General features: G+C 37.5%; 21 protein-coding genes and 1 pseudogene. 16 read left to right on the top strand and 6 right to left on the bottom strand.

What is annotated here, in order from left to right; all coding sequences use genetic code 11:
• The first annotated feature begins 20 nt into the window (after positions 1 to 20).
• The 5 genes from J690_RS13230 (at position 21) to J690_RS13210 (ending at position 5,335) form a co-directional block, all read left to right on the top strand.
• On the top strand, positions 21 to 779 hold the full coding sequence (locus tag J690_RS13230; RefSeq protein ID WP_081405168.1) for a DUF6776 family protein: 759 nt from the start codon (positions 21 to 23) through the stop codon (positions 777 to 779).
• Between the two features lie 9 nt (positions 780 to 788).
• Positions 789 to 1,202, top strand: coding sequence for an ATP-dependent Clp protease adapter ClpS (clpS, locus tag J690_RS13225; protein ID WP_032036335.1), 414 nt, complete (start codon positions 789 to 791; stop codon positions 1,200 to 1,202).
• A gap of 9 nt (positions 1,203 to 1,211) precedes the next feature.
• Positions 1,212 to 3,488, top strand: coding sequence for an ATP-dependent Clp protease ATP-binding subunit ClpA (gene clpA, locus J690_RS13220; protein ID WP_032036333.1), 2,277 nt, complete (start codon positions 1,212 to 1,214; stop codon positions 3,486 to 3,488).
• 3 nt (positions 3,489 to 3,491) lie between these two features.
• Complete coding sequence (locus J690_RS13215; protein WP_032036330.1) at positions 3,492 to 3,854, top strand: YnfA family protein; 363 nt, start codon at positions 3,492 to 3,494, stop codon at positions 3,852 to 3,854.
• 425 nt (positions 3,855 to 4,279) lie between these two features.
• A complete protein-coding gene (locus tag J690_RS13210; RefSeq protein WP_032036328.1) occupies positions 4,280 to 5,335 on the top strand; it encodes a 3-deoxy-7-phosphoheptulonate synthase in 1,056 nt (351 codons plus the stop codon).
• A 49-nt stretch (positions 5,336 to 5,384) separates the two neighbouring features.
• Here J690_RS13210 and J690_RS13205 read toward each other — a convergent pair whose 3' ends face one another.
• Both J690_RS13205 and J690_RS13200 read right to left on the bottom strand, forming a co-directional pair.
• Positions 5,385 to 6,302, bottom strand: a complete 918-nt coding sequence (locus J690_RS13205) for an alpha/beta fold hydrolase (RefSeq protein ID WP_002120883.1) — start codon at positions 6,300 to 6,302, stop codon at positions 5,385 to 5,387.
• Between the two features lie 2 nt (positions 6,303 to 6,304).
• On the bottom strand, positions 6,305 to 6,865 hold the full coding sequence (locus J690_RS13200; protein ID WP_032036326.1) for a PadR family transcriptional regulator: 561 nt from the start codon (positions 6,863 to 6,865) through the stop codon (positions 6,305 to 6,307).
• Between the two features lie 135 nt (positions 6,866 to 7,000).
• On the opposite strand from J690_RS13200, the gene J690_RS13195 reads away from it, so the two are divergent.
• From J690_RS13195 to J690_RS13180, 4 genes are all read left to right on the top strand, one after another.
• The gene (locus J690_RS13195; protein WP_032036323.1) at positions 7,001 to 9,025 is read left to right on the top strand and encodes an NADPH-dependent 2,4-dienoyl-CoA reductase; all 2,025 of its coding nucleotides are present in this window, start codon (positions 7,001 to 7,003) and stop codon (positions 9,023 to 9,025) included.
• Between the two features lie 71 nt (positions 9,026 to 9,096).
• Positions 9,097 to 9,504, top strand: a complete 408-nt coding sequence (locus J690_RS13190; RefSeq protein ID WP_005069036.1) for a nuclear transport factor 2 family protein — start codon at positions 9,097 to 9,099, stop codon at positions 9,502 to 9,504.
• 37 nt (positions 9,505 to 9,541) lie between these two features.
• Complete coding sequence (locus J690_RS13185) at positions 9,542 to 10,258, top strand: SGNH/GDSL hydrolase family protein (RefSeq protein WP_032036321.1); 717 nt, start codon at positions 9,542 to 9,544, stop codon at positions 10,256 to 10,258.
• Positions 10,259 to 10,277: 19 nt separating this feature from the next.
• Entirely contained in the window at positions 10,278 to 11,372 is a 1,095-nt protein-coding gene (locus tag J690_RS13180; RefSeq protein ID WP_032036318.1) for a YheT family hydrolase, read from the top strand.
• Positions 11,373 to 11,434: 62 nt separating this feature from the next.
• Here the strand turns inward: J690_RS13180 and J690_RS13175 are convergent, their stop codons facing one another.
• Together J690_RS13175 and J690_RS13170 are read right to left on the bottom strand one after the other, a co-directional pair.
• Entirely contained in the window at positions 11,435 to 12,280 is an 846-nt protein-coding gene (locus J690_RS13175) for a metal-dependent hydrolase (protein ID WP_025468387.1), read from the bottom strand.
• Between the two features lie 241 nt (positions 12,281 to 12,521).
• Positions 12,522 to 12,977, bottom strand: a complete 456-nt coding sequence (locus J690_RS13170; protein ID WP_002121076.1) for a hypothetical protein — start codon at positions 12,975 to 12,977, stop codon at positions 12,522 to 12,524.
• A 223-nt stretch (positions 12,978 to 13,200) separates the two neighbouring features.
• On the opposite strand from J690_RS13170, the gene J690_RS13165 reads away from it, so the two are divergent.
• From J690_RS13165 to eno, 3 genes are all read left to right on the top strand, one after another.
• Entirely contained in the window at positions 13,201 to 14,838 is a 1,638-nt protein-coding gene (locus J690_RS13165) for a CTP synthase (RefSeq protein ID WP_002121060.1), read from the top strand.
• A 30-nt stretch (positions 14,839 to 14,868) separates the two neighbouring features.
• Positions 14,869 to 15,726, top strand: a complete 858-nt coding sequence (kdsA, locus tag J690_RS13160; protein ID WP_032036316.1) for a 3-deoxy-8-phosphooctulonate synthase — start codon at positions 14,869 to 14,871, stop codon at positions 15,724 to 15,726.
• Between the two features lie 63 nt (positions 15,727 to 15,789).
• Positions 15,790 to 17,079 carry a phosphopyruvate hydratase gene (gene eno / locus J690_RS13155; protein ID WP_002121066.1) on the top strand — a complete coding sequence of 430 codons (1,290 nt, stop codon included), beginning with the start codon at positions 15,790 to 15,792 and terminating at the stop codon, positions 17,077 to 17,079.
• 84 nt (positions 17,080 to 17,163) lie between these two features.
• Here eno and J690_RS13150 read toward each other — a convergent pair whose 3' ends face one another.
• Positions 17,164 to 17,841 (bottom strand): DUF421 domain-containing protein, encoded by a 678-nt coding sequence (locus tag J690_RS13150; protein WP_032036315.1) that lies wholly within the window; start codon positions 17,839 to 17,841, stop codon positions 17,164 to 17,166.
• Positions 17,842 to 18,212: 371 nt separating this feature from the next.
• Positions 18,213 to 18,894, bottom strand: a pseudogene (locus J690_RS0104395) (hypothetical protein).
• A gap of 374 nt (positions 18,895 to 19,268) precedes the next feature.
• On the opposite strand from J690_RS0104395, the gene J690_RS13145 reads away from it, so the two are divergent.
• The 4 genes from J690_RS13145 to J690_RS13135 form a co-directional block, all read left to right on the top strand.
• Entirely contained in the window at positions 19,269 to 21,461 is a 2,193-nt protein-coding gene (locus tag J690_RS13145) for a TonB-dependent siderophore receptor (RefSeq protein ID WP_032036313.1), read from the top strand.
• A 275-nt stretch (positions 21,462 to 21,736) separates the two neighbouring features.
• Complete coding sequence (gene ftsB, locus J690_RS13140) at positions 21,737 to 22,126, top strand: cell division protein FtsB (RefSeq protein WP_005069056.1); 390 nt, start codon at positions 21,737 to 21,739, stop codon at positions 22,124 to 22,126.
• Entirely contained in the window at positions 22,092 to 22,808 is a 717-nt protein-coding gene (gene ispD / locus J690_RS0104390) for a 2-C-methyl-D-erythritol 4-phosphate cytidylyltransferase (protein ID WP_032036311.1), read from the top strand. The genes ftsB and ispD overlap by 35 nt, the downstream gene beginning before the upstream one ends.
• 348 nt (positions 22,809 to 23,156) lie before the next feature.
• Positions 23,157 to 23,591, top strand: a 435-nt coding sequence (locus tag J690_RS13135; RefSeq protein ID WP_032035245.1) for a 3-oxoacid CoA-transferase subunit A, incomplete at its 3' end; no start/stop codon positions are given.

Here is a 23,591-nt window from a genome sequence, read left to right as displayed (position 1 = left end):
CTCTGATCTTGAACACTGAGATGACGATGCAAAACTCTGGACAGACGACTTCGGCAGAAAGTTCGTTGCAAAAGAAAAATTTTTTAAACACCAATAAGCCTTTGTTTATTGGTGCTGCTATTTTAATGAGTGGTTGTTTTGCGCTCGGCTATACAATTGGGCACCGTCAAGGTTTAACTGTTGTTGGTTACGATGCAGATGCGGAGCAATTGGTTGAAGTGGTGCAAAAGCAAAAAACAGCTTTAGATGCAGTTAACAAAAGCCTTAATGCAGCGGTGCAAGAGCGTGATGTGGCTGTGACCAACGCAAATGATTTATTTGAAGCACTTAATCAAGCGAATGCCGATAAGACTCAGCAAGAAGGTATGAGTAATATCTATCGTGAGATTTTGAGACAACGTGGTGGTTTGAGCTTAACAATTCAAAATCTGGCAATTAAGCCTTTGCCTGAAAATGCTTATGAATATCAGCTAGATTTAGTCCAAGTAAGTCCAAGTAAGCGCCGTGCTTTAGGATCTGTTGAAATAAGATTGATCAAAGATACTGAAGTTTTAGTCGTACCGCTTGAAGCGAAGAACTTTAACTTTACTGACTTTGAACGTTTGACAGGTCGTTGGACGATGCCTAAAGGTTTCACACCTCAATTTATTGAAGTGCGTTTAACAGGCGGCTCTGAAACACCGATTATTAAACGTTTTAGTTGGCAGCGTGGTAAACCTGTCGAAACATCTTCTGCTTTCGTGGCAGAAATTCCTCAAGCTGAAGCAAATTCACAATAGTAACATCCTATGCGAACAAATAAGCGTCAAACAAACTTAAAATATATCAAGGCTTCTTTTCAGCAGTCTGGCTATGTCGATTGGCACTTCCACCCACGCTTAAGTGATTCGCAAAACGAAGATCATGATGGAGAGGTTGTTGTACAAACAGCTCCTCCTGAACTCAAGCGTCCCCCATTATATGCAGTCGTATTAATGAATGACGATTACACTCCAATGGACTTTGTAATTGAAATTTTACAACAATACTTTGCAATGAATCTTGACCAAGCAACTCAAGTAATGCTAACAGTACACTATGAAGGTAAAGGTATTGCCGGAGTCTATCCAAGAGACATCGCGGAAACTAAGGCAAACCTTGTTAATAATTACGCTCGATCGCAAGGTCATCCATTACTTTGCCAGATTGAGCCTAAAGCATAAGGGGGTTACATGCTCAGTCGTCAATTAGAAGTATCATTACGTTTGGCTGTTAGCATGGCTCGTCAAAAGAGACATGAGTTTCTTACAGTTGAACATTTATTATTAGCACTACTCGACAACGATTCAGCCGTAAATGCATTAAAAGCATGCGGGGCTGATATAGTTTCTTTGCGTAAAGAATTAGAAGAATATGTAGAACAGCATACTCCTAAGCTTGGCGAAAATAGCGAGCAAGCGCCTCATCCAACAGAAAGTTTCGACCGCATTTTGCAACGTGCTATTTTTCACGTGCAATCAAGTGGCGGCGATCGTACTGTTGAAGGTGCAGATGTTTTGGTCGCAATGTATTCAGAGCGTGATTCTTTTGCTGTGTATTTACTTAAACGTCATCAAATCAATCGTTTGACATTGACTCAATACTTGTCTCATGGGACACGTAAAGACGAAGTACAAGTTGAAGAAGAAGTTGAAGATATTGAAGGTGAAACTAGCGCAAGCAATGCAGGGCCACTTGAGCTTTATACGCTGAATCTAAATGTTGAAGCGCAAAAAGGCAAAACGGACCCACTGATTGGTCGTGAAAAAGAAATTGAGCGTACAGCACAAATTCTATGCCGCCGTCGCAAAAACAATCCATTGCTTGTAGGTGATCCGGGTGTGGGTAAAACCTCGATTGCTGAAGGTTTGGCATGGTTAATTGTGAATGGTAAGGCGCCTAAACCTTTAAGTCAGGCTGAAATCTATAGTCTAGACATTGGTGCATTAGTTGCTGGAACTAAATATCGCGGTGACTTTGAAAAGCGTTTAAAACAATTGCTTAATGCATTGAAGAAAAATCCAAATGCGATTTTATTCATTGATGAGATTCATATGATCATTGGTGCAGGCTCAAGTATGGGCAGCACAATGGATGCATCAAATCTTATTAAGCCAGCTTTAGCTAATGGTACTTTACGTTGTATTGGTTCAACGACTTTCCAAGAATATCGTCAGGTTTTTGAAAAAGACCATGCGTTATCTCGTCGTTTCCAAAAGATTGATGTCAATGAGCCAAGTATTGCTGAAACGATTGATATTTTACGTGGATTGAAAACTAAGTTTGAAGATTTCCACCACGTACAATATGACGATAAGGCTTTGGTATCAGCTGTAGAGCTTTCTGCTAAATTCATTAATGATCGTTTCTTGCCAGATAAGGCAATTGATGTCATTGATGAAGCAGGTGCTCAACGCCGTTTGAAAGCTGAAACTGATGATAGCTTGATTACCGTAGAGAATATCGAAGATATCGTTTCTAAGATTGCTCGTATTCCACCAAAAACTGTGTCTAAAGATGATAAATCAGTGCTTGAAAATCTTGAGCGTGATTTGAAACGTGTGGTGTTTGGTCAAGACGAAGCAATTACTGCATTAGGTTCAGCGATCAAGTTATCTCGTGCTGGATTGAAGTCACCAGATAAACCAGTGGGTAGTTTTGTTTTTGCTGGTCCAACAGGCGTAGGTAAAACTGAGGTTACTAAGCAGCTCGCTAAATTATTGGGTGTAGAGCTTGTACGTTTCGATATGTCTGAATATATGGAACGTCATGCAGTTTCACGCTTAATTGGTGCACCTCCAGGGTATGTTGGTTATGACCAAGGTGGGCTGCTTACTGATGCGATTCACAAAAATCCACATTGTGTCTTGTTGCTTGATGAAATTGAAAAAGCACATCCAGATGTGTTTAATCTATTGCTACAAATCATGGATCATGGTGCTTTAACGGATAACAATGGACGTAAGTCAGATTTTAGAAATGTGATTATTGTTCTGACTACGAATATTGGAGCAGAAAGTATTTCTCGCGCGAGCATTGGTTTCACGGAACAAGATCATAGTTCTGATAACCAAGAAGCGATGAAACGTGCTTTCTCTCCAGAGTTCCGTAACCGTCTAGATGGTGTTATTCAATTCAAAGCATTGCCAACAACTGTGATTGAGTCTGTAGTCGACAAATTCTTGACAGAATTACAAGCGCAATTGGATGAAAAACAAGTTGTTCTTGATGTTGATCAAAGTGCGAGAGATTGGTTGGCTACAAATGGTTATGACCGTTTGATGGGTGCTCGTCCAATGCAACGTCTCATTCAAGAACACTTGAAGAAACCACTCGCTGAAATGATTCTGTTTGGTGAACTTGCAGATCATGGTGGTAACGTGGCTGTATCGGTGAAAAAAGAAGATGGCAAAGCTGTCGGCTTAAAACTTGAAGTGTTTGAAGATCATCATACGGCAGAACCAGCATAACTTATGTTAATTGATAGTCTTGCTATAACCCGAATACTCAGTGTATTCGGGTTATTTATTATCACGGCAATTGCTGAAATTCTTGGTTGTTATTTTCCTTATCTGATTTTAAAAGAAGGGAAGTCGGCTTGGTTATGGCTACCTACTATTTTAAGCTTGGCGGTCTTTGTATGGCTGTTGACTTTACATCCGGCAGCTTCTGGACGCATTTATGCGGCCTATGGCGGTATCTATATTTTTACTGCGCTTATGTGGCTACGCTTTGTTGATCAGGTGGGATTAACAAGATGGGATATATTAGGTGGTCTAATTGTGCTTTGTGGAGCTGGTTTAATTATTTTGCAACCTCAAGGGTTGATTCGTTAATGCATCATTGAATCAAATCTTAAGCGAGAAAATAAGAAGTTTTTTTCAAAAAAAAGACTTGTCAAACTCATCAACAATGCGTATTTTAGATTTAAGGAACATTTTTTAATATTTGAGATAAAGATGTTAAATCAATCTGTGAACACTAACGCTTACTATTACTTTTGGCAATTTAGATAGTTGCCTGAGCGTATTCGGGCATGAGAAAGTTGCCCATCACAGTTAATACCTGATCGGCAACCCCGATCAGGTTTTTTTATGCTTTATCTTTTTAGAATCGAGGAACTTAAAATGAACAACATGACTTATTCGTACTTTAGCAACTTTTATTGGTTTTACTTTTGCTTACCTTTACCAACGAATAGATCCAAAACGCTCAAATAAATGATCGGACTGAGTAGATTGCAGTCCCAAGGAAAAAACCAATGAATGCCCTAAATACTTTACTGACTCAAACCAATACAAAAGAAACACCAGTTAGTTTACCTATCCAGTTAAAAGCGAAATACCCGCTTGCATACTCTTTCGCACGTCAAATTGCCGAACACCGCCAAATTATTCAAAATATTCTTAACGGCAAAGATCATCGTCTAATGGTAATTACAGGGCCTTGTTCAATTCATGATCCAGTTGCAGTACTTGAATACGCTGAAAAACTGCAAAAATTACAAGAAAAAGTTAAAGATCAGATTTTTATCGTTATGCGTACATACATTGAAAAACCACGTACCACAGTGGGTTGGAAGGGGTTCATGTATGATCCAAATTTAGATGGTTCATCAAATTTACAACTTGGTTTAGAAAAATCTCGTGAACTCTACCTACAGATTATTGAAAAGGGTTTGCCAATTGCGAGTGAAATTTTAAGTCCAATGGCAACTGGCTATTTTGATGATTTATTGGCTTGGGGTGCAATTGGAGCTCGAACAAGCGAATCTCAGATTCACCGTGAAATCTCAAGTCATATGCCATACAGTATTGGTTTCAAGAATGGTACTGATGGCTCAATTCAGATTGCATTAGATGCGATTCAGTCCGCGCAAAATGAACATCAATTTTTAGGAATGAACCAGCAAGGCTTGCCTTCAGTGATTCAAAGTGCTGGGAATCCATTACCGCACTTGATCTTGCGTGGTGCAAATCATGGACCAAATTACGATTTGGCTTCAATTCAGGCGATACGCGAAAAATACAAACAAAATCTACCTGCACTCGTGATTGATTGTAGTCATGGTAACAGTGGTAAAGATCCGTTGCGTCAGCCAGAAGTTTTAAAGCAAATCGTTGCTGAACGTTTAAAAACACAAGTTCGAGGTGTCATGATTGAAAGTCATTTGGTTGATGGTAACCAAAAGATTTCTTGTGAAATGACTTATGGCCAGTCAGTAACTGATGGTTGTTTAGGGTGGGAAAAAACAGAGCAACTTTTGTTAAGTGTCTCGGAGCAACTAAAAGCAAAAGAGTTAGCTCATTCCGCTTAATTATTTATTGATTTAATAAAGGGATCTATAAATAGATCCCTTTATTTTTTTAAGAAGCGTGCTTGAGTTCGGATAAGAATGTAGTAATTTCATGCCCAAACTTTTTGGGTTCGGTTAATAAAGGTGTATGGCCTGAACGTTCAAAATATATGGCTTTAGCATGTTCAACACTATGTGCAATCAGCGTCTGACCAGTTTCTGGATAAAGTGTCGAATTACGACCAATAAAGAAAGTCGTTGGACATGCTAACTGCTGAATTGCTTCTCGATAATCTTCATTGTGATAAAGATAATTTTCGACATACCAAAACAAGTAATCTAAACGTTGAATAGGTAATAAATATTTTTGTAAAAAAGGCTGTTTTAAAGCTGTTTTAAAAACTAGCGGACTAAAAGGATTGCTACTTTGCAATTCAATAAAATCTACCCATAGACGGACTAGTTCTTGTCGATCTGGAAGTGAGAGCTCATAAAGATATTTTGCGTTTTTATGCTTTAACAATAATTGATAAATATCATTTAATAATTGTTTGAACTGGGTGTGAAGAGGGCCGAATAAACCATATTCCCAAGTCGAATCTACTGATATTTTCGGTGTTTGATCAATATGTAAATAGGCTTTTAACTGCTGTGCCAGTTGCGCATGTTTCATGCCATGCATGGCAGTTGTTGCGCCCATTGAATAGCCCATTAAGATAAAGTTATCGAGTTTTAATTGATCTATTAAATGAGCAACATCTTGCCAATGGCTAGAAATGGCATCTTGCTCGGGAATTGCACAATTCTTTGACCCACCGAAACCACGCCAGTCTGGAATAATAAACTCATATTCTTTGCGGTTTGCATAAATAAACGGTAGCCACTGCCAACTTTGCATGCCAAGGCCAGATAAAACCAAAACAGGCTCACCACGACCAACACGGCGTACAAATAAATTTTCCCGATCGGGCATGGTGTAATACGGCATGGCTATTCTCCAGATGGGTTATCTTGGGCAAAGCGTTTTAATTGAGGGATGACTTGTTCCAACCATTTGATCCATTCACTTTCCATCGTAATTCCAAGTTCTAAGATCATTTTGTGGATGTATAACACACGGTCATTTAGATCATCACTGTCTTTAAAATCTTTATCATAAATACTTTGATAAAGTTTGAGCTTCTCTTGGTGTAAACCAAGATGCCTTAACAGTTCAGGTAATATCTGATTATTGCTCAATTGTGCTTCTGCACGCAATCTAACCATTAAATCATCACGAAGCTGCGCAGGTTCACTTTGTTGAGTCATCCATGAAGCTAGTTCTATGCGACCCAGTTGTTCGACCTGATAGGTTTTTTTTCGGCCAATATCCATTTCATTTTCTAAAGTGGAAACCCAGCCTTTTTTAAGCATGTTATTGAGTTCACGATAAATTTGCTGGTGAGTGGCATTCCAGAAAAAGCCCATTGATCGGTCAAAGCGGCGGGCGAGGTCAAACCCTGTACTTGGACGTTCAAGCAAGCTGGTCAATAAAACATGAGGAAGTGACATGGCAATCCAGTTTGTAAGCAAAAGTAAAGTGTGACTCATGAGATTATGCAACATGTTGCATAAAAGTCAAAATTTGATTATAAATTTATGCAACAAGTTGCATTAGCAAGCATATTGCTAGCCATAGGAGAAAATATGTCAGCTTATCCACATTTATTAAAGCCACTTGATTTAGGCTTTACTACTTTAAAAAACCGTGTGCTTATGGGGTCTATGCATATTGGTTTAGAAGAAGCACCGCAAGGATATGAGCGCATGGCTGCGTTTTATGCTGAGCGTGCAAAAGGTGATGTGGGGCTGATTGTAACTGGTGGTGTTTCTCCAAATGATGATGGTGTTGTCTTTAGCCACGGAACCAAACTAGATACAATTGAAGAAGCTGAAAAACATAAAGTAATTACCCAAGCTGTTCATGAAGCTGGGGGTAAAATTGCTATGCAGATTTTACATACGGGTCGTTATTCTTATCAGGCAAATAACGTTGCACCTTCAGCAATTCAAGCACCGATTAACCCGATTAAGCCTAAAGCTTTAAGCTCTGCGGAAGTACAACAAACCATTGATGACTTTGCCAACTGTGCCAAACTTGCTCAATATGCGGGCTATGATGGTGTAGAAATCATGGGCTCCGAAGGTTATTTAATTAATGAGTTTATTGCAGCTCGTACGAATCATCGTGATGATGAATGGGGCGGTAGTTACGAAAATCGTATCCGCTTCCCAATTGAAATTGTAAAGCGTACGCGTGAATTAGTCGGTGAAAACTTTATCATTATTTATCGTCTATCCATGCTTGATTTAGTTGAAGGCGGTTCAAGTTTTGATGAGGTGATTCAGCTTGCAAAAGAAATTGAAAAAGCTGGTGCAACCATAATCAATACTGGTATTGGTTGGCATGAGGCGCGTATTCCAACAATTGCAACCAAAGTTCCGCGTGCTGCATTTACTTGGGTGACTGAAAAACTCAAAGGTGAAGTCTCTATACCTTTAATTACTTCTAACCGAATCAATACGCCTGAAATGGCTGAACATGTATTAGCATCTGGTCATGCTGATATGGTGTCTATGGCACGACCAATGTTAGCTGATGCTGAGTTTGTCTTGAAGGCAAGTCAAGGCCGTAGTGATGAAATTAATACGTGTATTGGGTGCAACCAAGCTTGTTTAGATCATATTTTCTCAATGAAAATTGCAACTTGTTTAGTAAACCCGCGTGCATGTTATGAAACTGAGCTGATCTTTAAAGAAGCTCAGGTTAAAAAGAATATTGCTGTTATTGGTGCGGGTCCGGCAGGTTTAAGTTTTGCGGTATATGCAGCTGATCGCGGGCATCAAGTTAAAGTTTTTGAAGCAAGTCATCAAATTGGTGGTCAGTTTAATATTGCAAAAACAGTTCCTGGAAAAGAAGAGTTCTACGAAACTTTACGCTACTTTAGTCGTCAAATTGAATTGCGACCAAATATTGAACTTGTATTAAACCATCAAGCAACTTACGAAGAATTAAGCCAAGCAAATTTTGATGAAATTGTGGTTGCAACAGGTGTAACGCCTCGTCAATTACAGTTTGAGGGAATTGATCATCCTAAAGTACTGAGCTATTTACAGGTTTTAAAAGAGCGTGTGCCAGTAGGACAACGTGTTGCCATTATTGGAGCGGGTGGTATTGGTTTCGACACAGCTGAATATCTTACTCATGAAGGTGAAAGTGGCAGCTTAAATCCAGAAAAGTTTTATGAAGAATGGGGAATCGATACTCAATATGAACATGTAGGCGGTTTAAAACAGCCAAAAGTTGAGGCCTCTGAACGAGAAATCTATTTACTACAACGTAAAACTGCTGCTGTAGGTGCTGGTTTAGGTAAAACAACAGGCTGGATTCATCGCACAGGACTAAAAAATCGTCAGGTCAAAATGTTTGCAGGTGTGCAATACGACAAGGTAGACGATCAAGGTTTACATATAATTATGGATGGGAAACCAAGTGTACTTGAGGTTGACCATGTGGTGATTTGCGCAGGCCAAGAGTCATTTACTGCAATGTATGATCAGTTAAAAACAGATGGAAAAAAAGTTCATTTAATTGGTGGCGCTAAAGAGGCAGGTGAACTAGATGCAAAACGTGCAATACGCCAAGGCGCTGAATTAGCAGCAACACTATAAATTTTTATGGGCATTTTTTTAAAGAGAAATGCCCATTACTTCTTTGGTTAAATTATAGGATATAAAAAACAATGACACTCGAAACAACAAAACAGTCTTTAGAAAAATGGCATGAAATGGTTCAGGCTGGTAACTTATCCGATCTAAATGACTTGCTGGCGGATGAAGTGGTTTTTCGCTCACCAGTTGCTTACAAACCTTATGAAGGAAAGCAGGTCGTTTTCTTCATTCTTACCAATGTGATTCAGGTGTTCGAAGACTTTACCTATCATCGTGAGTTTTATACAGAAGACGGTGAAAATGTAGTGCTTGAGTTCAGTGCCAATGTTAGTGGTAAATCATTAAAAGGTATTGATATGATTCGTTTTAATGAACAAGGCAAAATTATTGATTTTGAAGTAATGATACGTCCAATGAGTGGCTTAGCTGCATTGGCTGAACAAATGGGTATAAGAATTGCTAAGTTTCAACCTCAATAATTTTAGTAAATAGCTTAGTAAGATAGAGATCAATAAAATGTGGTTAAAGCTTTCAACTCTAGCATTGCTTCCTGTACTGTTTGTACAAGGAACAAAGGTTCGTAAGAATACACCACGATTGCTAGAAGCAAGCGGTGATAGAGAAGGCACCGTTGGCAAGGGAAGACCTCTATCATTACTTATTTTAGGAGACTCTGCCGCAGCAGGTGTTGGGGTAGAAAACCAAAAAGATGCTTTATCTGGTGCAATTATTTCTGAGTTGCAAGATCAATATTCGATACGCTGGAAACTGCATGCAAAAACAGGTGATACAACTAAGCAGGTTTTTCAAGCAGTACAGCATTTAGAGCAACAAAATTACGATGTGGTGGTTACGTCGATTGGTGTTAATGATGTAACAAAATTAACCTCAGCAAGTTCATGGATAAAACAACAAAAACAATTATTTCAATATATACAGGCACGTTTTCAGCCTAAGCTCATTATTGTTTCTGGTGTTCCGCCAATGCAGCATTTTCCAGCGTTACCAAATCCATTGGCTTGGTTGTTTGGAAAATATGCGGAACAAATGAATCAGACATTAGATAAATGGTTACAATCACAAAACCAATTTAGATTCATTCAATATGATATTGGGCATTTTCAAGCGATGAATCTGCCTATGGCAAGTGATGGCTTTCATCCGAGTAAGGAAATTTATGCAATTTGGGGACAACAGGTTGCAGCATTAGTGCGGCAATCATTTAACTCATAATCAGAGGTAGTGATTGGAAATGGGCATATCTACTTTAAATAAAATTAAAGCTTTCGGTTCAGAATTGTTCGATTCGGTATTAGGTGCCGAACAGCCAAAAATCTATTATGACCCAAATGGGAAAATAAAAGATATTCTGGAGAAATTGCCCCAGCTCAAGCAAAAATATCGGCCTACACCGTGGTTGAGCAACAATCACGTTCATCTTTTGTATTTTGATATCATTAGAAAAAAAACCATTAAGCTTGAATATGACCGTATTGATCAGCTCACTATGAAAGATGGTGGCGTAACTGCGATCGCGTGGTATGGCTATGATCTTCCTCCAGATACTCCAACTGTTGTCATTATGCATACCATTACAGGAACACCTGAAAGTATGCGTGAACTTGTGAAAGACATACATCATTATACGGGATGGAGAATAGCACTATGCTTACGCCGTGGGCATGCTGGCTTACCTATGCCTGTGCCACAGATTTCTCTTTTTGGATCAACAAGCGACCTTAAAGAGCAACTTGAGCATATTCAAAAATTATTCCCTAAAACGGATTTATACGCAGTAGGTTCCTCTGCCGGGACAGGGCTACTAGTTCGTTACTTAGGAGAGCAAGGTACTGACACGCCATTTAAAGCTGCTTTTGCAATGTGTCCGGGCTACAACACAGAGATTGGCTTTAAAAATGTTCATCCGTTTTATAGCAAAATGATGACCAAAAAGTTATTCAAGTATTTTATTCATCCTTATCAAAGTACTTGGAACCAGGTTGCTTCTTTAGAAAAAGTTCTTGCAACGACAAGTCTAGAAGAGTTTGAGAAAGAATATTTTGAAATGGCTGGCTTTGAAGATTATCAAAGCTATTGCCAAGCCATTAATCCAATTTATGTATTTGAGAATGTAAAAATACCATTAATGATTCTTAATGCTGAGGATGATCCAGTCTGTTCTATTAAAAATTTGGAACCTTACAAAGAAACGATTCAGCAAATGAGTAATATTGCGGTAATCACCACAAAAAAAGGAAGTCACTGTGGCTTTTACGAAGGATGGAAAAGTACCTCATGGGCGGCCAAATTAATATCAAATTATTTTTTGGTCGAACATAAGCAATAATTGTAACTTCGCAATAAGTTAAATAAAGCCCATTCAACAGATGGGCTTTATAATTTATTAGATCAAGATAAAAGCAATTTAGGATCTTTTAGTCCAATTTTGATTTTTGTGCTAGCCACGAGGTCTTTTTCATCTGTTTGGTTGGGGTGAAAGTCAAATCGATAATAATCAAAAAATTGGGGGATCAATGTTCTATATTGTTTATTCGCAAAACTAAAGAACTTACGCCAAGATTTGAAATTTAAGAGTTGATGATCCCGTTTCATAAGAACAAATTGATAAATTGTTGAAAAACCAGTAATCAAAAATAGACTTAAAGTAAAGACTGTAATGCGAGGAAGGTATGCGCTTAAGCCACTTCCATATAAATGTTGATAGAGATCAAAGGCCACAGCTTTATGTTCAGTTTCTTCAATACTATGCCATAGCCACAAATTGCGAATAGTTGAGTCCGTCATCAATTCATTAACGGATTGCATCATGCTAACCACAAGTACTGCTGTGTAGTGTTCTAGACCTACTGTTACAAGCAAATTCCATTTTTTACTAAAAACTTTTTCAATAGTTTTTAAAACGATACCAGTTACTTTTTCTAAAGATTGAGGATCTAAACCATATTGCTGTGCACTTACATGAAAAGCATGATGTTCTTTTGAGTGCATTGCTTCTTGGCCAATAAACGCACTGATTTCCCGATCTAAAATTTCATTCGACTTTGCTTTGGCGCGTAAAGCTCGAACTGAGCGAACAAAATATGATTCACCTTCAGGGAACAATGTAGATAAACCAGTAAAATAATGTGTAAAAGTAGGCTCGTTATTACACCAGTAGCGAGGTACGTTTTCAAAATTATAGTCCATACGACGGACTGGAAATGAGGCGGGGACACGATTTGATACTGTATTCATTTTAGGCTCCGATCTTCTTTTAATTAAAGTTCCAAAAAGGAACTTGATAGAAAACTACATCGCCTTATATCTATCGTCAATGCTTTTTTAGGCAGAAAAACTAGATTGTCCCTAATTGATAACTAGGAAAACTTTAAAGATAAATAGAAAGAAAAGTAAAACTTATTATTGTGTTGATAACTTAAATAATATTTAAAAAGCCCAAACTGATGGTTCAATTTGGGCATATTCGCATACGAACTTAGTTCTTAAGCGCTGGAGTAGCAGCCGCAATTGCAGCAGCAACGGCGTCATCTTCACTTTGAGCTGGTTCAGCTGGCTTAGATGGTTTTGGCTCTGCTTTTGGCTCGGGCTTAGGTTCAGGTTTTGGCTTTGGTTCTGCTTTAGGTTGCTCAGAAACATTTGTTTGTGAATTTTGCTCAGCTTGGGCAGGGCGAGTTTCACGGCGAATTTCAGTTGTTGTATTTGCTGTTTCTTCGTGATGCACCTCAACTTGCGTTGGTTCCTGAGTTTGAGCTTCTTCAGTTTGAACACTTTCTAGAGACTCAAATTTTGCAGGTTCAGCAGGTGTAGGTTCTGAAACAGCAGTTTCAACCTTTTCTTGCTCTTCTTCTTTAGGTGTTTCTTTTTTGACACATGCGGTTAACAATAGTCCAGCAGCAATTGCAGCACAGATTAAAAGTTTTTTATTTGCCATTGTCCTAAACAACATTTAATTGAGGAGCTGGCATTATAACAGCAAAAGAGAATGAAAAAATCATGTGAGATTGACCTAAATTTTTATTAAAAATGCTGATAGAATAGCCAGTTGTTTAATGATCTTTGAATTGATGCGGTTTGACTTTGCTTTATAGGGGCAGAGTACAGTAAAATTGCCAAACATTGTAGGCCGATTTCGGCTTGATTGTACGAGAAACTTAATGACCCATTTTATTTTTGTCACTGGTGGTGTAGTTTCATCGCTAGGTAAAGGTATTTCTGCTGCTTCAGTTGCTGCACTTTTGGAAGCCCGTGGCTTAAAAGTCACAATGGTTAAAATGGATCCCTACATTAATGTCGATCCAGGGACAATGAGCCCTTTCCAACATGGTGAAGTTTTTGTCACAGAGGATGGTGCCGAAACTGATCTAGACTTGGGTTATTACGAACGTTTCTTACGTCGTGCGAAAATGACCAAACTTAATAACTTTACCAGTGGTCGTGTATATCAGGACGTTTTAAATAAAGAACGTCGTGGTGACTACCTTGGTGGTACAGTTCAAGTTATTCCACATATTACTGACAACATTAAAGAACGTGTACTTCGCGCAGGTGAAGGCTACGATGTTGCTATCGTAGAAATTGGCGGTACGGTAGGTGATATCGAATCACTTCCATTTATGGAGTCAGTTCGTCAGTTAATGGTTGAGCTTGGTCATAAAAGAACCATGCTTATGCATTTAACTTTGTTGCCATATATCAAATCTGCAGCAGAGCTTAAGACAAAACCAACTCAACACTCTGTAAAAGAGTTGCTTTCGATTGGTATTCAGCCAGATATTCTTATCTGCCGTACTGAATATGATGTGGATGTTGATACTAAACGCAAAATTGCATTGTTCACTAACGTAGAAGCGCGTGCTGTAGTGGTATGTAAAGATGCGAAAACGATTTATCAAATTCCACGTACATTCTATGAACAAAACGTTGATGATTTGATCTGTGAGCGTTTTGGATTTAATGATCTTCCAGAAGCAAACCTAGAAGATTGGGATAATGTAGTCGAAGCATTACTAAATCCTGAATACACTTTACGTGTAGCTATGGTTGGTAAATATGTTGAATTACCAGATGCTTATAAGTCTGTGAATGAAGCGTTATTACACGCAGGTATTAAAAATCGTGTAAAAGTACAAATTGATTATGTCAACGCTGAAGAACTTGAAAGCCAAGACGTATCTATTTTAAGTACAGCTGACGCAATTTTAGTTCCAGGCGGTTTTGGTGAACGTGGTACTGAAGGCAAAATGAAAGCTATTCAATACGCACGTGAAAACAAAATCCCATTCTTGGGTATTTGTTTAGGCATGCAATTGGCTGTTATTGAATACGCTCGCCATGTTGCAGGTATGCCAGAAGCTTCTTCTACAGAATTTAACCGCTCTACAAAATATCCACTCATTGGTTTAATTACTGAATGGTTAGATGAGCGCGGTGAATTACAACAACGCAGCCTTGAGTCTGACTTAGGTGGAACTATGCGTTTAGGTGCTCAAAAATCTGAATTGGTTGAAGGCACAAAAACACGTGAAGTCTACGGTAAAGCTGAAATCACTGAGCGTCATCGTCACCGTTATGAAATGAATAACCGTTTCATCGAGTCGATTGAACAAGCTGGTATGAAGATTTCAGGTTACTCTTCAGCACAACATTTAGTTGAAACTGTAGAAATTCCTGAACATCCTTGGTTTATTGCTGTACAATTCCACCCGGAATTTACAAGTTCACCACGTGATGGACATCCATTATTTGCTAGTTTTATTGACGCTGCAAAAACACAGCATCAAAAAAGTAAATAATGCGATTTTAAATAAACTGGGAAAGTTTAAATGTCACAATTAAAACCACAAGAAGTTGTACGTTTAGGCGATATACAAATGGCAAATCATTTGCCATTTGTATTATTTGGCGGAATGAACGTACTTGAATCAAAAGATTTAGCTTTTGAAATTGCAGAAACGTATGTTGATATTTGCAAACGCTTAGATATTCCTTATGTATTTAAAGCGAGTTTCGATAAAGCAAATCGTTCTAGTCTGCATTCATTCCGTGGTCCTGGACTTGAAAAAGGTATCGAATGGTTAGGTGATATTAAAAAATATTTTAATGTTCCTATCATTACTGATGTGCATGAGCCATATCAGGCTGCGCCGGTCGCAGAAGTAGCCGATATTATTCAATTACCCGCTTTCTTAAGTCGTCAGACTGATCTTGTCGAAGCGATGGCAAAAACACAGGCTATTATTAATATTAAGAAAGCCCAGTTTTTAGCACCTCATGAAATGCGTCATATCCTGCATAAATGTTTAGAAGCAGGAAACGACAAACTTATTCTTTGTGAACGTGGTTCAGCATTTGGTTATAACAATCTTGTTGTAGATATGCTTGGCTTTGACACAATGAAAGAAATGAATGTGCCAGTTTTCTTTGACGTGACACATGCGTTACAAACCCCTGGTGGTCGTTCTGATTCAGCAGGCGGTCGTCGTGCTCAAATTACAACTTTAGCGCGCGCTGGAATGGCAACTGGTTTGGCTGGATTGTTCTTGGAAGGACACCCAGACCCAGAACATGCAAAATGCGATGGACCTTGTGCATTACGTATGTCGCAACTTGAACCGTTCTTGGCACAAATAAAAGAATTGGATACTTTAGTTAAAGGATTCAAAAAGTTAGACACCCATTGAGTTGTTTTATAACCCTTACGCTGCTTTAACCGCAGCTCATATTCATTCAAAGAGGAATTGTTCATGAGCCAAATCGTTGACATTCGTGCACGTGAAATTTTGGACTCTCGTGGTAACCCAACCATCGAAGCAGACGTAATTTTAGAATCTGGGGTTGTTGGTCGTGCATGTGCACCATCTGGTGCTTCAACTGGTTCTCGTGAAGCTTTAGAACTACGTGACGGTGATAAATCGCGTTACTTAGGTAAAGGCGTTCGTACAGCAGTTAATAACGTTAATACGTTGATTCGTGATGCTTTGTTGGGTAAATCAGTTTTTGAGCAAAAAGACATTGATAATACAATGATCGCGCTTGACGGTACTGAAAACAAAGAGAAATTAGGTGCTAACGCAACTTTAGCTGTGTCATTGGCTGCTGCGCGCGCTGCTGCTGAAGAAAAGAAACTTCCTCTTTTCCAATACATCGCAGATCTTCGTGGTCAAACAATTTTGACAATGCCTGTACCGATGATGAACATCTTAAATGGTGGTGAGCATGCGGACAACACTGTTGATATTCAAGAGTTCATGATTGAGCCTGTAGGTTTCACTTCATTTGCTGAAGCTTTACGTGCTGGTGCTGAAGTATTCCATTCTTTAAAATCAGTTTTAAAGAAACAAGGTTTGAATACTGCAGTAGGTGATGAAGGTGGTTTTGCTCCTAACTTACGTTCTAACGAAGAAGCAATTCAAATCATTTTACAAGCAATTGAATTGACTGGTTACAAAGCTGGTTCAGACATGATGCTTGCACTTGACTGCGCATCTTCAGAATTCTACAAAAACGGTCAATACGTTTTAGAAGGCGAAGGCAACCGTGCATTTACAAGCCATCAGTTTGCAGATTATTTAGCTGGTCTTGTAAATCAATATCCAATTATCTCGATCGAAGATGGTCTTGATGAGTCTGATTGGGAAGGCTGGAGCTACTTGACTTCAATCCTTGGTGATAAAATCCAATTGGTTGGTGATGACTTGTTCGTAACTAATCCTAAGATTTTACAACGTGGTATTGATGAAAAAGTTGGTAACTCAATCTTAATCAAATACAACCAGATCGGTACTTTGACTGAAACTTTAGATGCAATCTATCTTGCTAAAGCAAATGGTTATTCGACTGTTATTTCTCACCGTTCTGGTGAAACAGAAGATTCTACTATTGCTGACTTAGCAGTAGGTACAGCTGCTGGTCAAATCAAGACTGGTTCACTTTGCCGTTCTGACCGTGTGTCTAAGTACAACCAATTACTTCGTATTGAAGAATTGACTAAAGCTGCTTACCGCGGTAAAGCTGAATTTAAAGGTTTAAACTAATCTTTAAATAAAAAGTTAAAATTAATTTTTTAACATTTGAAGGTGCTATTTTCTGTTTTTAATAGGAAATAGCACCTTTTTTTATTATCCTAATCGGCGTGTTTTTAAAGACTCAGCCCAACTGTGATGTTTGCAGCGGGTACATTCTTGATCGATTTTATTTAAAATTTTAGTTTCACCACACTTCATACATGAATAAAAAGTATTAAGTTTCAGTATATCTGCTTTACGGTAGGCATTAGGGAATAGCGGCAAGCCCCATTTTACATCTTCATCTTCAAAATAAAGCAGACTAAGAATACCATCCGACTCCAACAAAGCTGTTCTTACTTGTCCAAGGTGCTCAACATTTTGTTGACGCATTTCAGAGAAAAACTCATCATGAGAATATGATTGTTTTTGGAAATCTTTGTAGACTACAAGGCCATCCTTAACAATACAAAGCGCTTTTCCTTCTAGTAAATCTTCAATTTTTTTATGCTTTACCATACTCCATGTAGCTAAGCGATAAAGAAAAAGGATAACAACAAACGCGACGAAGGCATGGGCAATAGGTAAGTCCTCGGTAAACATCGGGTCACCGGCGGCTGAACCTAAACATAAAATAATTGCGAGTTCAAAAAGGGAGAGCTGACGTATACCTCGTTTACCGGATAATCTTAAAAAACTAATAATGATGATGAACATTACGGTACATCGAACCAAAATTTCTAAAACAAATTTCCAAGTCGTGTCACCAATGAAAATATTAAAAAAATCCATTTTTTTCTCCTTATTAAAATAGTTAGAAGAGATCCTTATAAATTCTTAACAAAGTAAAAAATAAAAAAATATACTTTTTAGGTAGTTATTGGTTAAAAGCTCGAAATATATGTGACTTTTTATAAATTTATTTCAAATAATTCTTTATGAAGGAGTTTACTGTTGATAACGTGACCAAGCTGATTTATTGCAAAGTAGATATATTAAAAAGGTACTTTTACTTTATATGAGCTTGTATTTACATGAGAGATAAAAAATATAAAAGATATACTTTGTGGGTGGTTTCTTATTATTAAATAAATTCTCCTTAAGAAAGATATGACTATGAATATGATTAATAATCAAAAATTTATTATATTTAATAAGATAGTTTAACGACAATTAGAAGTATAGGGGATGGCATCTAAACGTTTTTGAAAAGCATGAGGATCCATAATATTTTTATACATTTGTTGATAAGTTTTTTTGTGATCTTCAATATTATGATAGTCGATAATTTCTTGGAGTTTGTCTTTGTATTCTATATGGCCAGCATTGAACATCGCTGCATAGTGTCCCCATAAAGCATATTGATATCTTAAAGCAGCTTTTGGGATCAAATTTATCTCGGTTAAATAACTATTAGCAGTTTTTTCATAGCATTCTTTTATTTGATAAGGGTCTCTTTTTCATTTTGCTTAAAAAAATACATTGCATCTCTTGTAGCTTTGAAATATCTGTTTTAGCTAGTATTTTTTCGGTAACACTATATGCTTCCTTAAGACAACCTAAATGTACAAGTATTTTGCGTTTAGTTTTTAAAATATTTAGGTTGTTCTCGCTAGAAGGTATCTTTTTCAATAAGTTTTTAAATCTTAAGCGAGCAGTTGTTTGGTCTTGTTCTGTATTTAATTTATAAATAATTTCATTATATTCATATATATAAGTATTAATTTTTTCATGTTGCTTATGGTTGTCCTTCATATTAATTATTTTTGAAGGACTATCATCAGTATGGTTATTACAAGCGCTCAAACCTAAGCTTACTAAAGAAAATGCTAAAACTTTATGCACTACAACTTGTACCCTTTATTCTCTCTTAAGAGGTTTGAGAAGAATAATAAAATATAAAAGAAAATACTGTTTAGTTTGTTATTTTTTGAGTTAATCATAAAACTATTGCATAACATTTTATTGGCTAATTGAAAGAGCAATAAATTTAAAAGATGTGATGACCAAACAAGGTTTGAAGAGAGTGAAAATATATAAGTGATTAGAACCATTGATAATTTAATTTAAACAAATAGGAATAATTATTAATATATTGTTGATAACAATTATCATTCATGTTAATTTTTGTGCCGACTTTTGCTGCTGTGTAACAAGGACCAAAGTAGCAAAAGACTAAGGAATCTCGCACAGCACATTGGTTATTATGGAATTTTCTTATGTACACTCCGCCCTTTAGAAAAGCGTTTACATCTCATCCCTTAGCACTTGCTATGGCTTTAATTGCTCCTTCAATTGTTTATGCAGATGAGACAAATGGAACAGCCACTTTAGAAACGATAAAAGTGCAAGCAGAAGAAGATTCCGCTGTTACCGAAGGTTCGGGCAGCTATACAGCAAAAAGCACAAATACTTCTACAAAATTAAATTTATCTCTTCGTGAAACGCCACAGTCGGTGAAGGTTTTAACCCGTGAATATTTAGATGATCGGAAAATCGATTCTTTTCAAGATTTAATGAACAATATTACGGGTGTTTCGACGTCACGTACTGATGAGCGTCAGAAAGTTTATGCGCGTGGTTTTGAGGTAGATTATTACTTAATAGATGGAATACCGAGCACGATTAATTTAGGTACAGGGGACCTTGATTTAGATATTTATGATCGCGTCGAGGTGGTGAAAGGTGCTAATGGCCTAACCACAGGTGCGGGAAATCCAGCGATGGCGCTGAACATGATTCGGAAACATGCCAACTCAAAAGAACTCACTGGTAATGTCAGTACATCATTAGGCACATGGAAATCTTGGAGTAGTTCGGCAGATATTTCTACACCGCTTAATGCTGATGGTTCATTGCGTGGACGTATGTTTGTGAAGCATTCTGATGAAAATTCATTTATGGACTTTTATGAGAAAGAACGGAATGTATTTTATGGTGCCCTTGATTATGATCTGAGCGATAAAACAAGTATGTCGCTTGGAGCTACATATCAAGAATTGCATCGTGATGGTATCCGCTGGGGTGGTACACCAGCTTTTTATACTGATGGGACCCGTACCAATTTTTCTAGAAGCTTAACAGTAAGTGCGCCTTGGACATATTGGGATGTGAATACAACGGCAGTGTTTGCAAACTTAAAACAGAATTTGTTTGGTGATGTTAATTTAAATATTGCTTATACCTTCCGCAAAGAAGATACGGACTCAATGTTATTATATACAGCTGGAAGAGTAGACAAGGCAACCAACACCAGTCCATTAGAAAATCCAAACGATAATTCTGAGAATAAAACTGATTATGTTTCTGTATATGGCGCAAAAGCTGCGAGTGAAGAAAACAATATTGATGTTTTTATTAATGCCCCATTTACGCTTTTTAATCGTCCACAAGAAATTATTATTGGCGGATCTTGGAATAAGAATGAAAAGACCAAAGATATTTTTGGCGGATCTAACAAGAACCAAGACATTGAAAAATATTTAGGTGCTCCGCTTAACTATAATCATATAGCTCAAGAGTTGCTTCAACCTGTTGTTTTAAACGGCAAAAATGCGCTGAATGAAACCACACAAACTGCGGCATATATTGCTGGAAAATTTCAAATTCTGGACCCTTTGAAAATTATTGCTGGTGCACGTTTATCTAACTGGGAATACAAGTCTGAAAATGACAAAGGTAACCGTGAATTTAACAATGAATTAGCACCATATATTGGCGCTATTTATGATTTTGCCCAAGATCATTCTGTCTATGCGAGTTATACAGAAATTTTCAAACCTCAAGATCGTAAAGATGTAAATGATCAATATATTGACCCGATTAAAGGTACGAGTTATGAGGCTGGCTTAAAAAGTGAGTGGTTTGGAGGGCGTTTAAATACAGCATTGTCAGTATTTCGAATAGAACAGTCTAATTTTGCTGAATTGATACCTGGGGTATTTATTGTCCGTAATGGTACAAAAACTACAGAGCAAGCTTACCGTGGTGTAGATGGTGTTGAAAGTAAAGGCTTTGAGTTTGAAGCTGATGGGGAAATTAACGATAATTGGGCTGTTAATTTCGGTATTGCTAATTTTGAAGCAAAAGATGCAAAGGGTACGAAGGTTAATACGACAAACTCTCGAACAACTTCAAATTTATTTGTTAAGTACAAACTTAATCAGTGGAGTGCAGGACTTGGCTTAAATTATAAGAGTAAATACTATACGGGTAGTGGAAGCTCTCGCATTGAGCAAGATGCTTATGTTTTAGCAAGTGCGATGCTTGGCTATCAAGTAGATAAAAATATTAAACTTCAATTTAACATCGATAATATTTTTGATGAGAAATATTATGAAGGTATTGGTGAAAACTCAATGAACTGGGGAACACCACGAAATGCAACGCTGAGTGTTCGTTATAATTTTTGATACAGACATACTCATAAGTAACCGATTTATAAAAGCCCTCAAAAGAGGGCTTTTTGGTGCGTAGATTGATTTATAAGCAGTTGTACTTATAAATATTATTTCCCTTTCAAATTCCATTCATTTTTGACAAAATGAAACATGTCACAATGGTCAATTAAAGTAATATGCCCATTAATAATTTTGCTTAAATTTTTGCAGGAATTTCGCATGCTACTTCTTAATTACTATACAATACAATCTCTTAACGAAAGTTTTTAATTAAAAATCTTAATGATATGTTAGAAGTATTTCGATCCACTTCAAGCAAACTGATATTGCTACTGGTTATTGTTTTAGTAGCCATACTGCAATATCAATTTTGGTTAGGTGAGGGTGGCTATCTCCCTCATCAAGCTCTCATGCAACAAATTCAGCAACAAGCTGAAGTAAATGAAGAGCTTAAAGAACGAAACCGTATTTTGGCAGCAGAGGTTTTTGACCTGAAAAATGGTACAGAAGCAATAGAAGAACATGCTCGCCTTGATCTTGGTTTAGTGAAACCACATGAGACATTTGTTCAAATGAGTACCATCAGTACCCATTACAAGCCTATTTATATTGACCCGAACGCTAAAGTTGATTTGGAAACGAATGAGACACCTGCATCCCCAGATATCCCAGACTAAATTGTGGGCAGTAATTCCCGCTGCAGGGTCAGGAAGTCGATTTTCTAAAACTGAATTGAAACAGTATCAATATATTCAGAATACGACTGTTTTAGAACATACTGTTCGGCGCATAAGTCAACTTCCATTAAATGGTTATGTTCTGGCAATTGGTACCCAAGATACCTTTGCTCAGACTCTCGCATTTCAAAATATAGATAAGGCCCATTTTTGTATGGGTGGGGCAGAACGAGTCCATTCAGTATTAAACGCATTAAATCATCTTTTAACTTTTGCTGACGAAAATGATTGGGTGCTTGTGCATGATGCAGCACGGCCTTGTGTAACAATTGAATGTTTAAATGCCCTTGTCGAACAAGTAATTAAATCAAATCATAGTGCTATCTTAGCGATTCCTGTTCGTGATACGTTAAAGCAGGTTAGGGTAGATAATTATATTAATAAGACGGTAAGTCGGGAGTCATTGTGGCAAGCTCAAACTCCTCAAATTGCTAAAATTGGGAAGCTCAAAAAGGCAATTGAATACGCTTTAGAAAATAATATTGCTATTACCGACGAGGCAAGTGCACTCGAATATATGGGTGAAACTGTGCAGGTTGTGATGGGGCGTTCTGATAATATTAAAATTACTTATCCTGATGATTTAGAACTTGCACGTTTAATTTTACAATCACAGTCTTAAGATAAAAATCGAATAAAAAGTTGTAGTTTTAAGTGTAAAATAGCCTAAGTAAATATTTCATTTCTATATATCTATTTATAAGAATTAATGTTTTTTTACATCCCAAGTCTATAAGATTAGTTGAGTAATTTACTTAGATAATGTTCGATCATCGAACAAAATATATTTATAGCGAACAAAACTGTGTCTAGCTTACTAGATCAAAATACGAAAATTATCAAAAATGTTTAAAAGGGAAATCTAAGGGAAACACTCGGGATTGAGTGAAATATTTATCTATTCTTCTCGCCTCAGTGTGCCTAACTCTCTTACCTATCTCTTCTTCAATGAGCACAATGGAGTTGTCTAATGATTGACAAAAGTAAGTCCTCACTAAGCGAGGTTCTATCGCAGATTAAAGATGGTGCAACCATTCTGATTGGTGGTTTCGGTACCGCAGGACAACCCGCTGAACTCATTGATGGTCTTATTGAACTCGGTGTTAAAGATTTAACTATTGTTAGTAATAACGCCGGTAATGGCGATTATGGTCTGGCGAAACTGCTTAAAGCCGGTTCGGTTAAAAAAGTCATCTGTTCTTTCCCGCGTCAGTCAGACTCTTATGTGTTTGATGAACTGTACCGTGCTGGAAAGGTCGAGCTTGAAGTCGTACCACAAGGTAATCTGGCGTGTCGTATTCAGGCAGCAGGTATGGGCCTAGGCGCTGTATTTACCCCAACAGGCTTTGGAACACTTTTAGCCGAAGGCAAAGAAACCCGCGAAATTGATGGTAAAGACTATGTG

The sequence above is a fragment of the Acinetobacter sp. 742879 genome, from assembly GCF_000588535.1.
Classification (GTDB): Bacteria; Pseudomonadota; Gammaproteobacteria; order Pseudomonadales; family Moraxellaceae; genus Acinetobacter; species Acinetobacter pittii.
This window is presented reverse-complemented; position numbering and strand designations above follow the sequence as displayed.

Bases quoted from the DNA above. Each gene is read 5' to 3' on its own strand.
- J690_RS13230 (WP_081405168.1), top strand. From the start codon at position 21: ATGACGATGCAAAACTCTGGACAGACGACTTCGGCAGAAAGTTCGTTG.
- clpS (WP_032036335.1), top strand. From the start codon at position 789: ATGCGAACAAATAAGCGTCAAACAAACTTAAAATATATCAAGGCTTCT.
- clpA (WP_032036333.1), top strand. From the start codon at position 1,212: ATGCTCAGTCGTCAATTAGAAGTATCATTACGTTTGGCTGTTAGCATG.
- J690_RS13215 (WP_032036330.1), top strand. From the start codon at position 3,492: ATGTTAATTGATAGTCTTGCTATAACCCGAATACTCAGTGTATTCGGG.
- J690_RS13210 (WP_032036328.1), top strand. From the start codon at position 4,280: ATGAATGCCCTAAATACTTTACTGACTCAAACCAATACAAAAGAAACA.
- J690_RS13205 (WP_002120883.1), bottom strand. From the start codon at position 6,302: ATGCCGTATTACACCATGCCCGATCGGGAAAATTTATTTGTACGCCGT.
- J690_RS13200 (WP_032036326.1), bottom strand. From the start codon at position 6,865: ATGTCACTTCCTCATGTTTTATTGACCAGCTTGCTTGAACGTCCAAGT.
- J690_RS13195 (WP_032036323.1), top strand. From the start codon at position 7,001: ATGTCAGCTTATCCACATTTATTAAAGCCACTTGATTTAGGCTTTACT.
- J690_RS13190 (WP_005069036.1), top strand. From the start codon at position 9,097: ATGACACTCGAAACAACAAAACAGTCTTTAGAAAAATGGCATGAAATG.
- J690_RS13185 (WP_032036321.1), top strand. From the start codon at position 9,542: ATGTGGTTAAAGCTTTCAACTCTAGCATTGCTTCCTGTACTGTTTGTA.
- J690_RS13180 (WP_032036318.1), top strand. From the start codon at position 10,278: ATGGGCATATCTACTTTAAATAAAATTAAAGCTTTCGGTTCAGAATTG.
- J690_RS13175 (WP_025468387.1), bottom strand. From the start codon at position 12,280: ATGAATACAGTATCAAATCGTGTCCCCGCCTCATTTCCAGTCCGTCGT.
- J690_RS13170 (WP_002121076.1), bottom strand. From the start codon at position 12,977: ATGGCAAATAAAAAACTTTTAATCTGTGCTGCAATTGCTGCTGGACTA.
- J690_RS13165 (WP_002121060.1), top strand. From the start codon at position 13,201: ATGACCCATTTTATTTTTGTCACTGGTGGTGTAGTTTCATCGCTAGGT.
- kdsA (WP_032036316.1), top strand. From the start codon at position 14,869: ATGTCACAATTAAAACCACAAGAAGTTGTACGTTTAGGCGATATACAA.
- eno (WP_002121066.1), top strand. From the start codon at position 15,790: ATGAGCCAAATCGTTGACATTCGTGCACGTGAAATTTTGGACTCTCGT.
- J690_RS13150 (WP_032036315.1), bottom strand. From the start codon at position 17,841: ATGGATTTTTTTAATATTTTCATTGGTGACACGACTTGGAAATTTGTT.
- J690_RS13145 (WP_032036313.1), top strand. From the start codon at position 19,269: ATGTACACTCCGCCCTTTAGAAAAGCGTTTACATCTCATCCCTTAGCA.
- ftsB (WP_005069056.1), top strand. From the start codon at position 21,737: ATGTTAGAAGTATTTCGATCCACTTCAAGCAAACTGATATTGCTACTG.
- ispD (WP_032036311.1), top strand. From the start codon at position 22,092: ATGAGACACCTGCATCCCCAGATATCCCAGACTAAATTGTGGGCAGTA.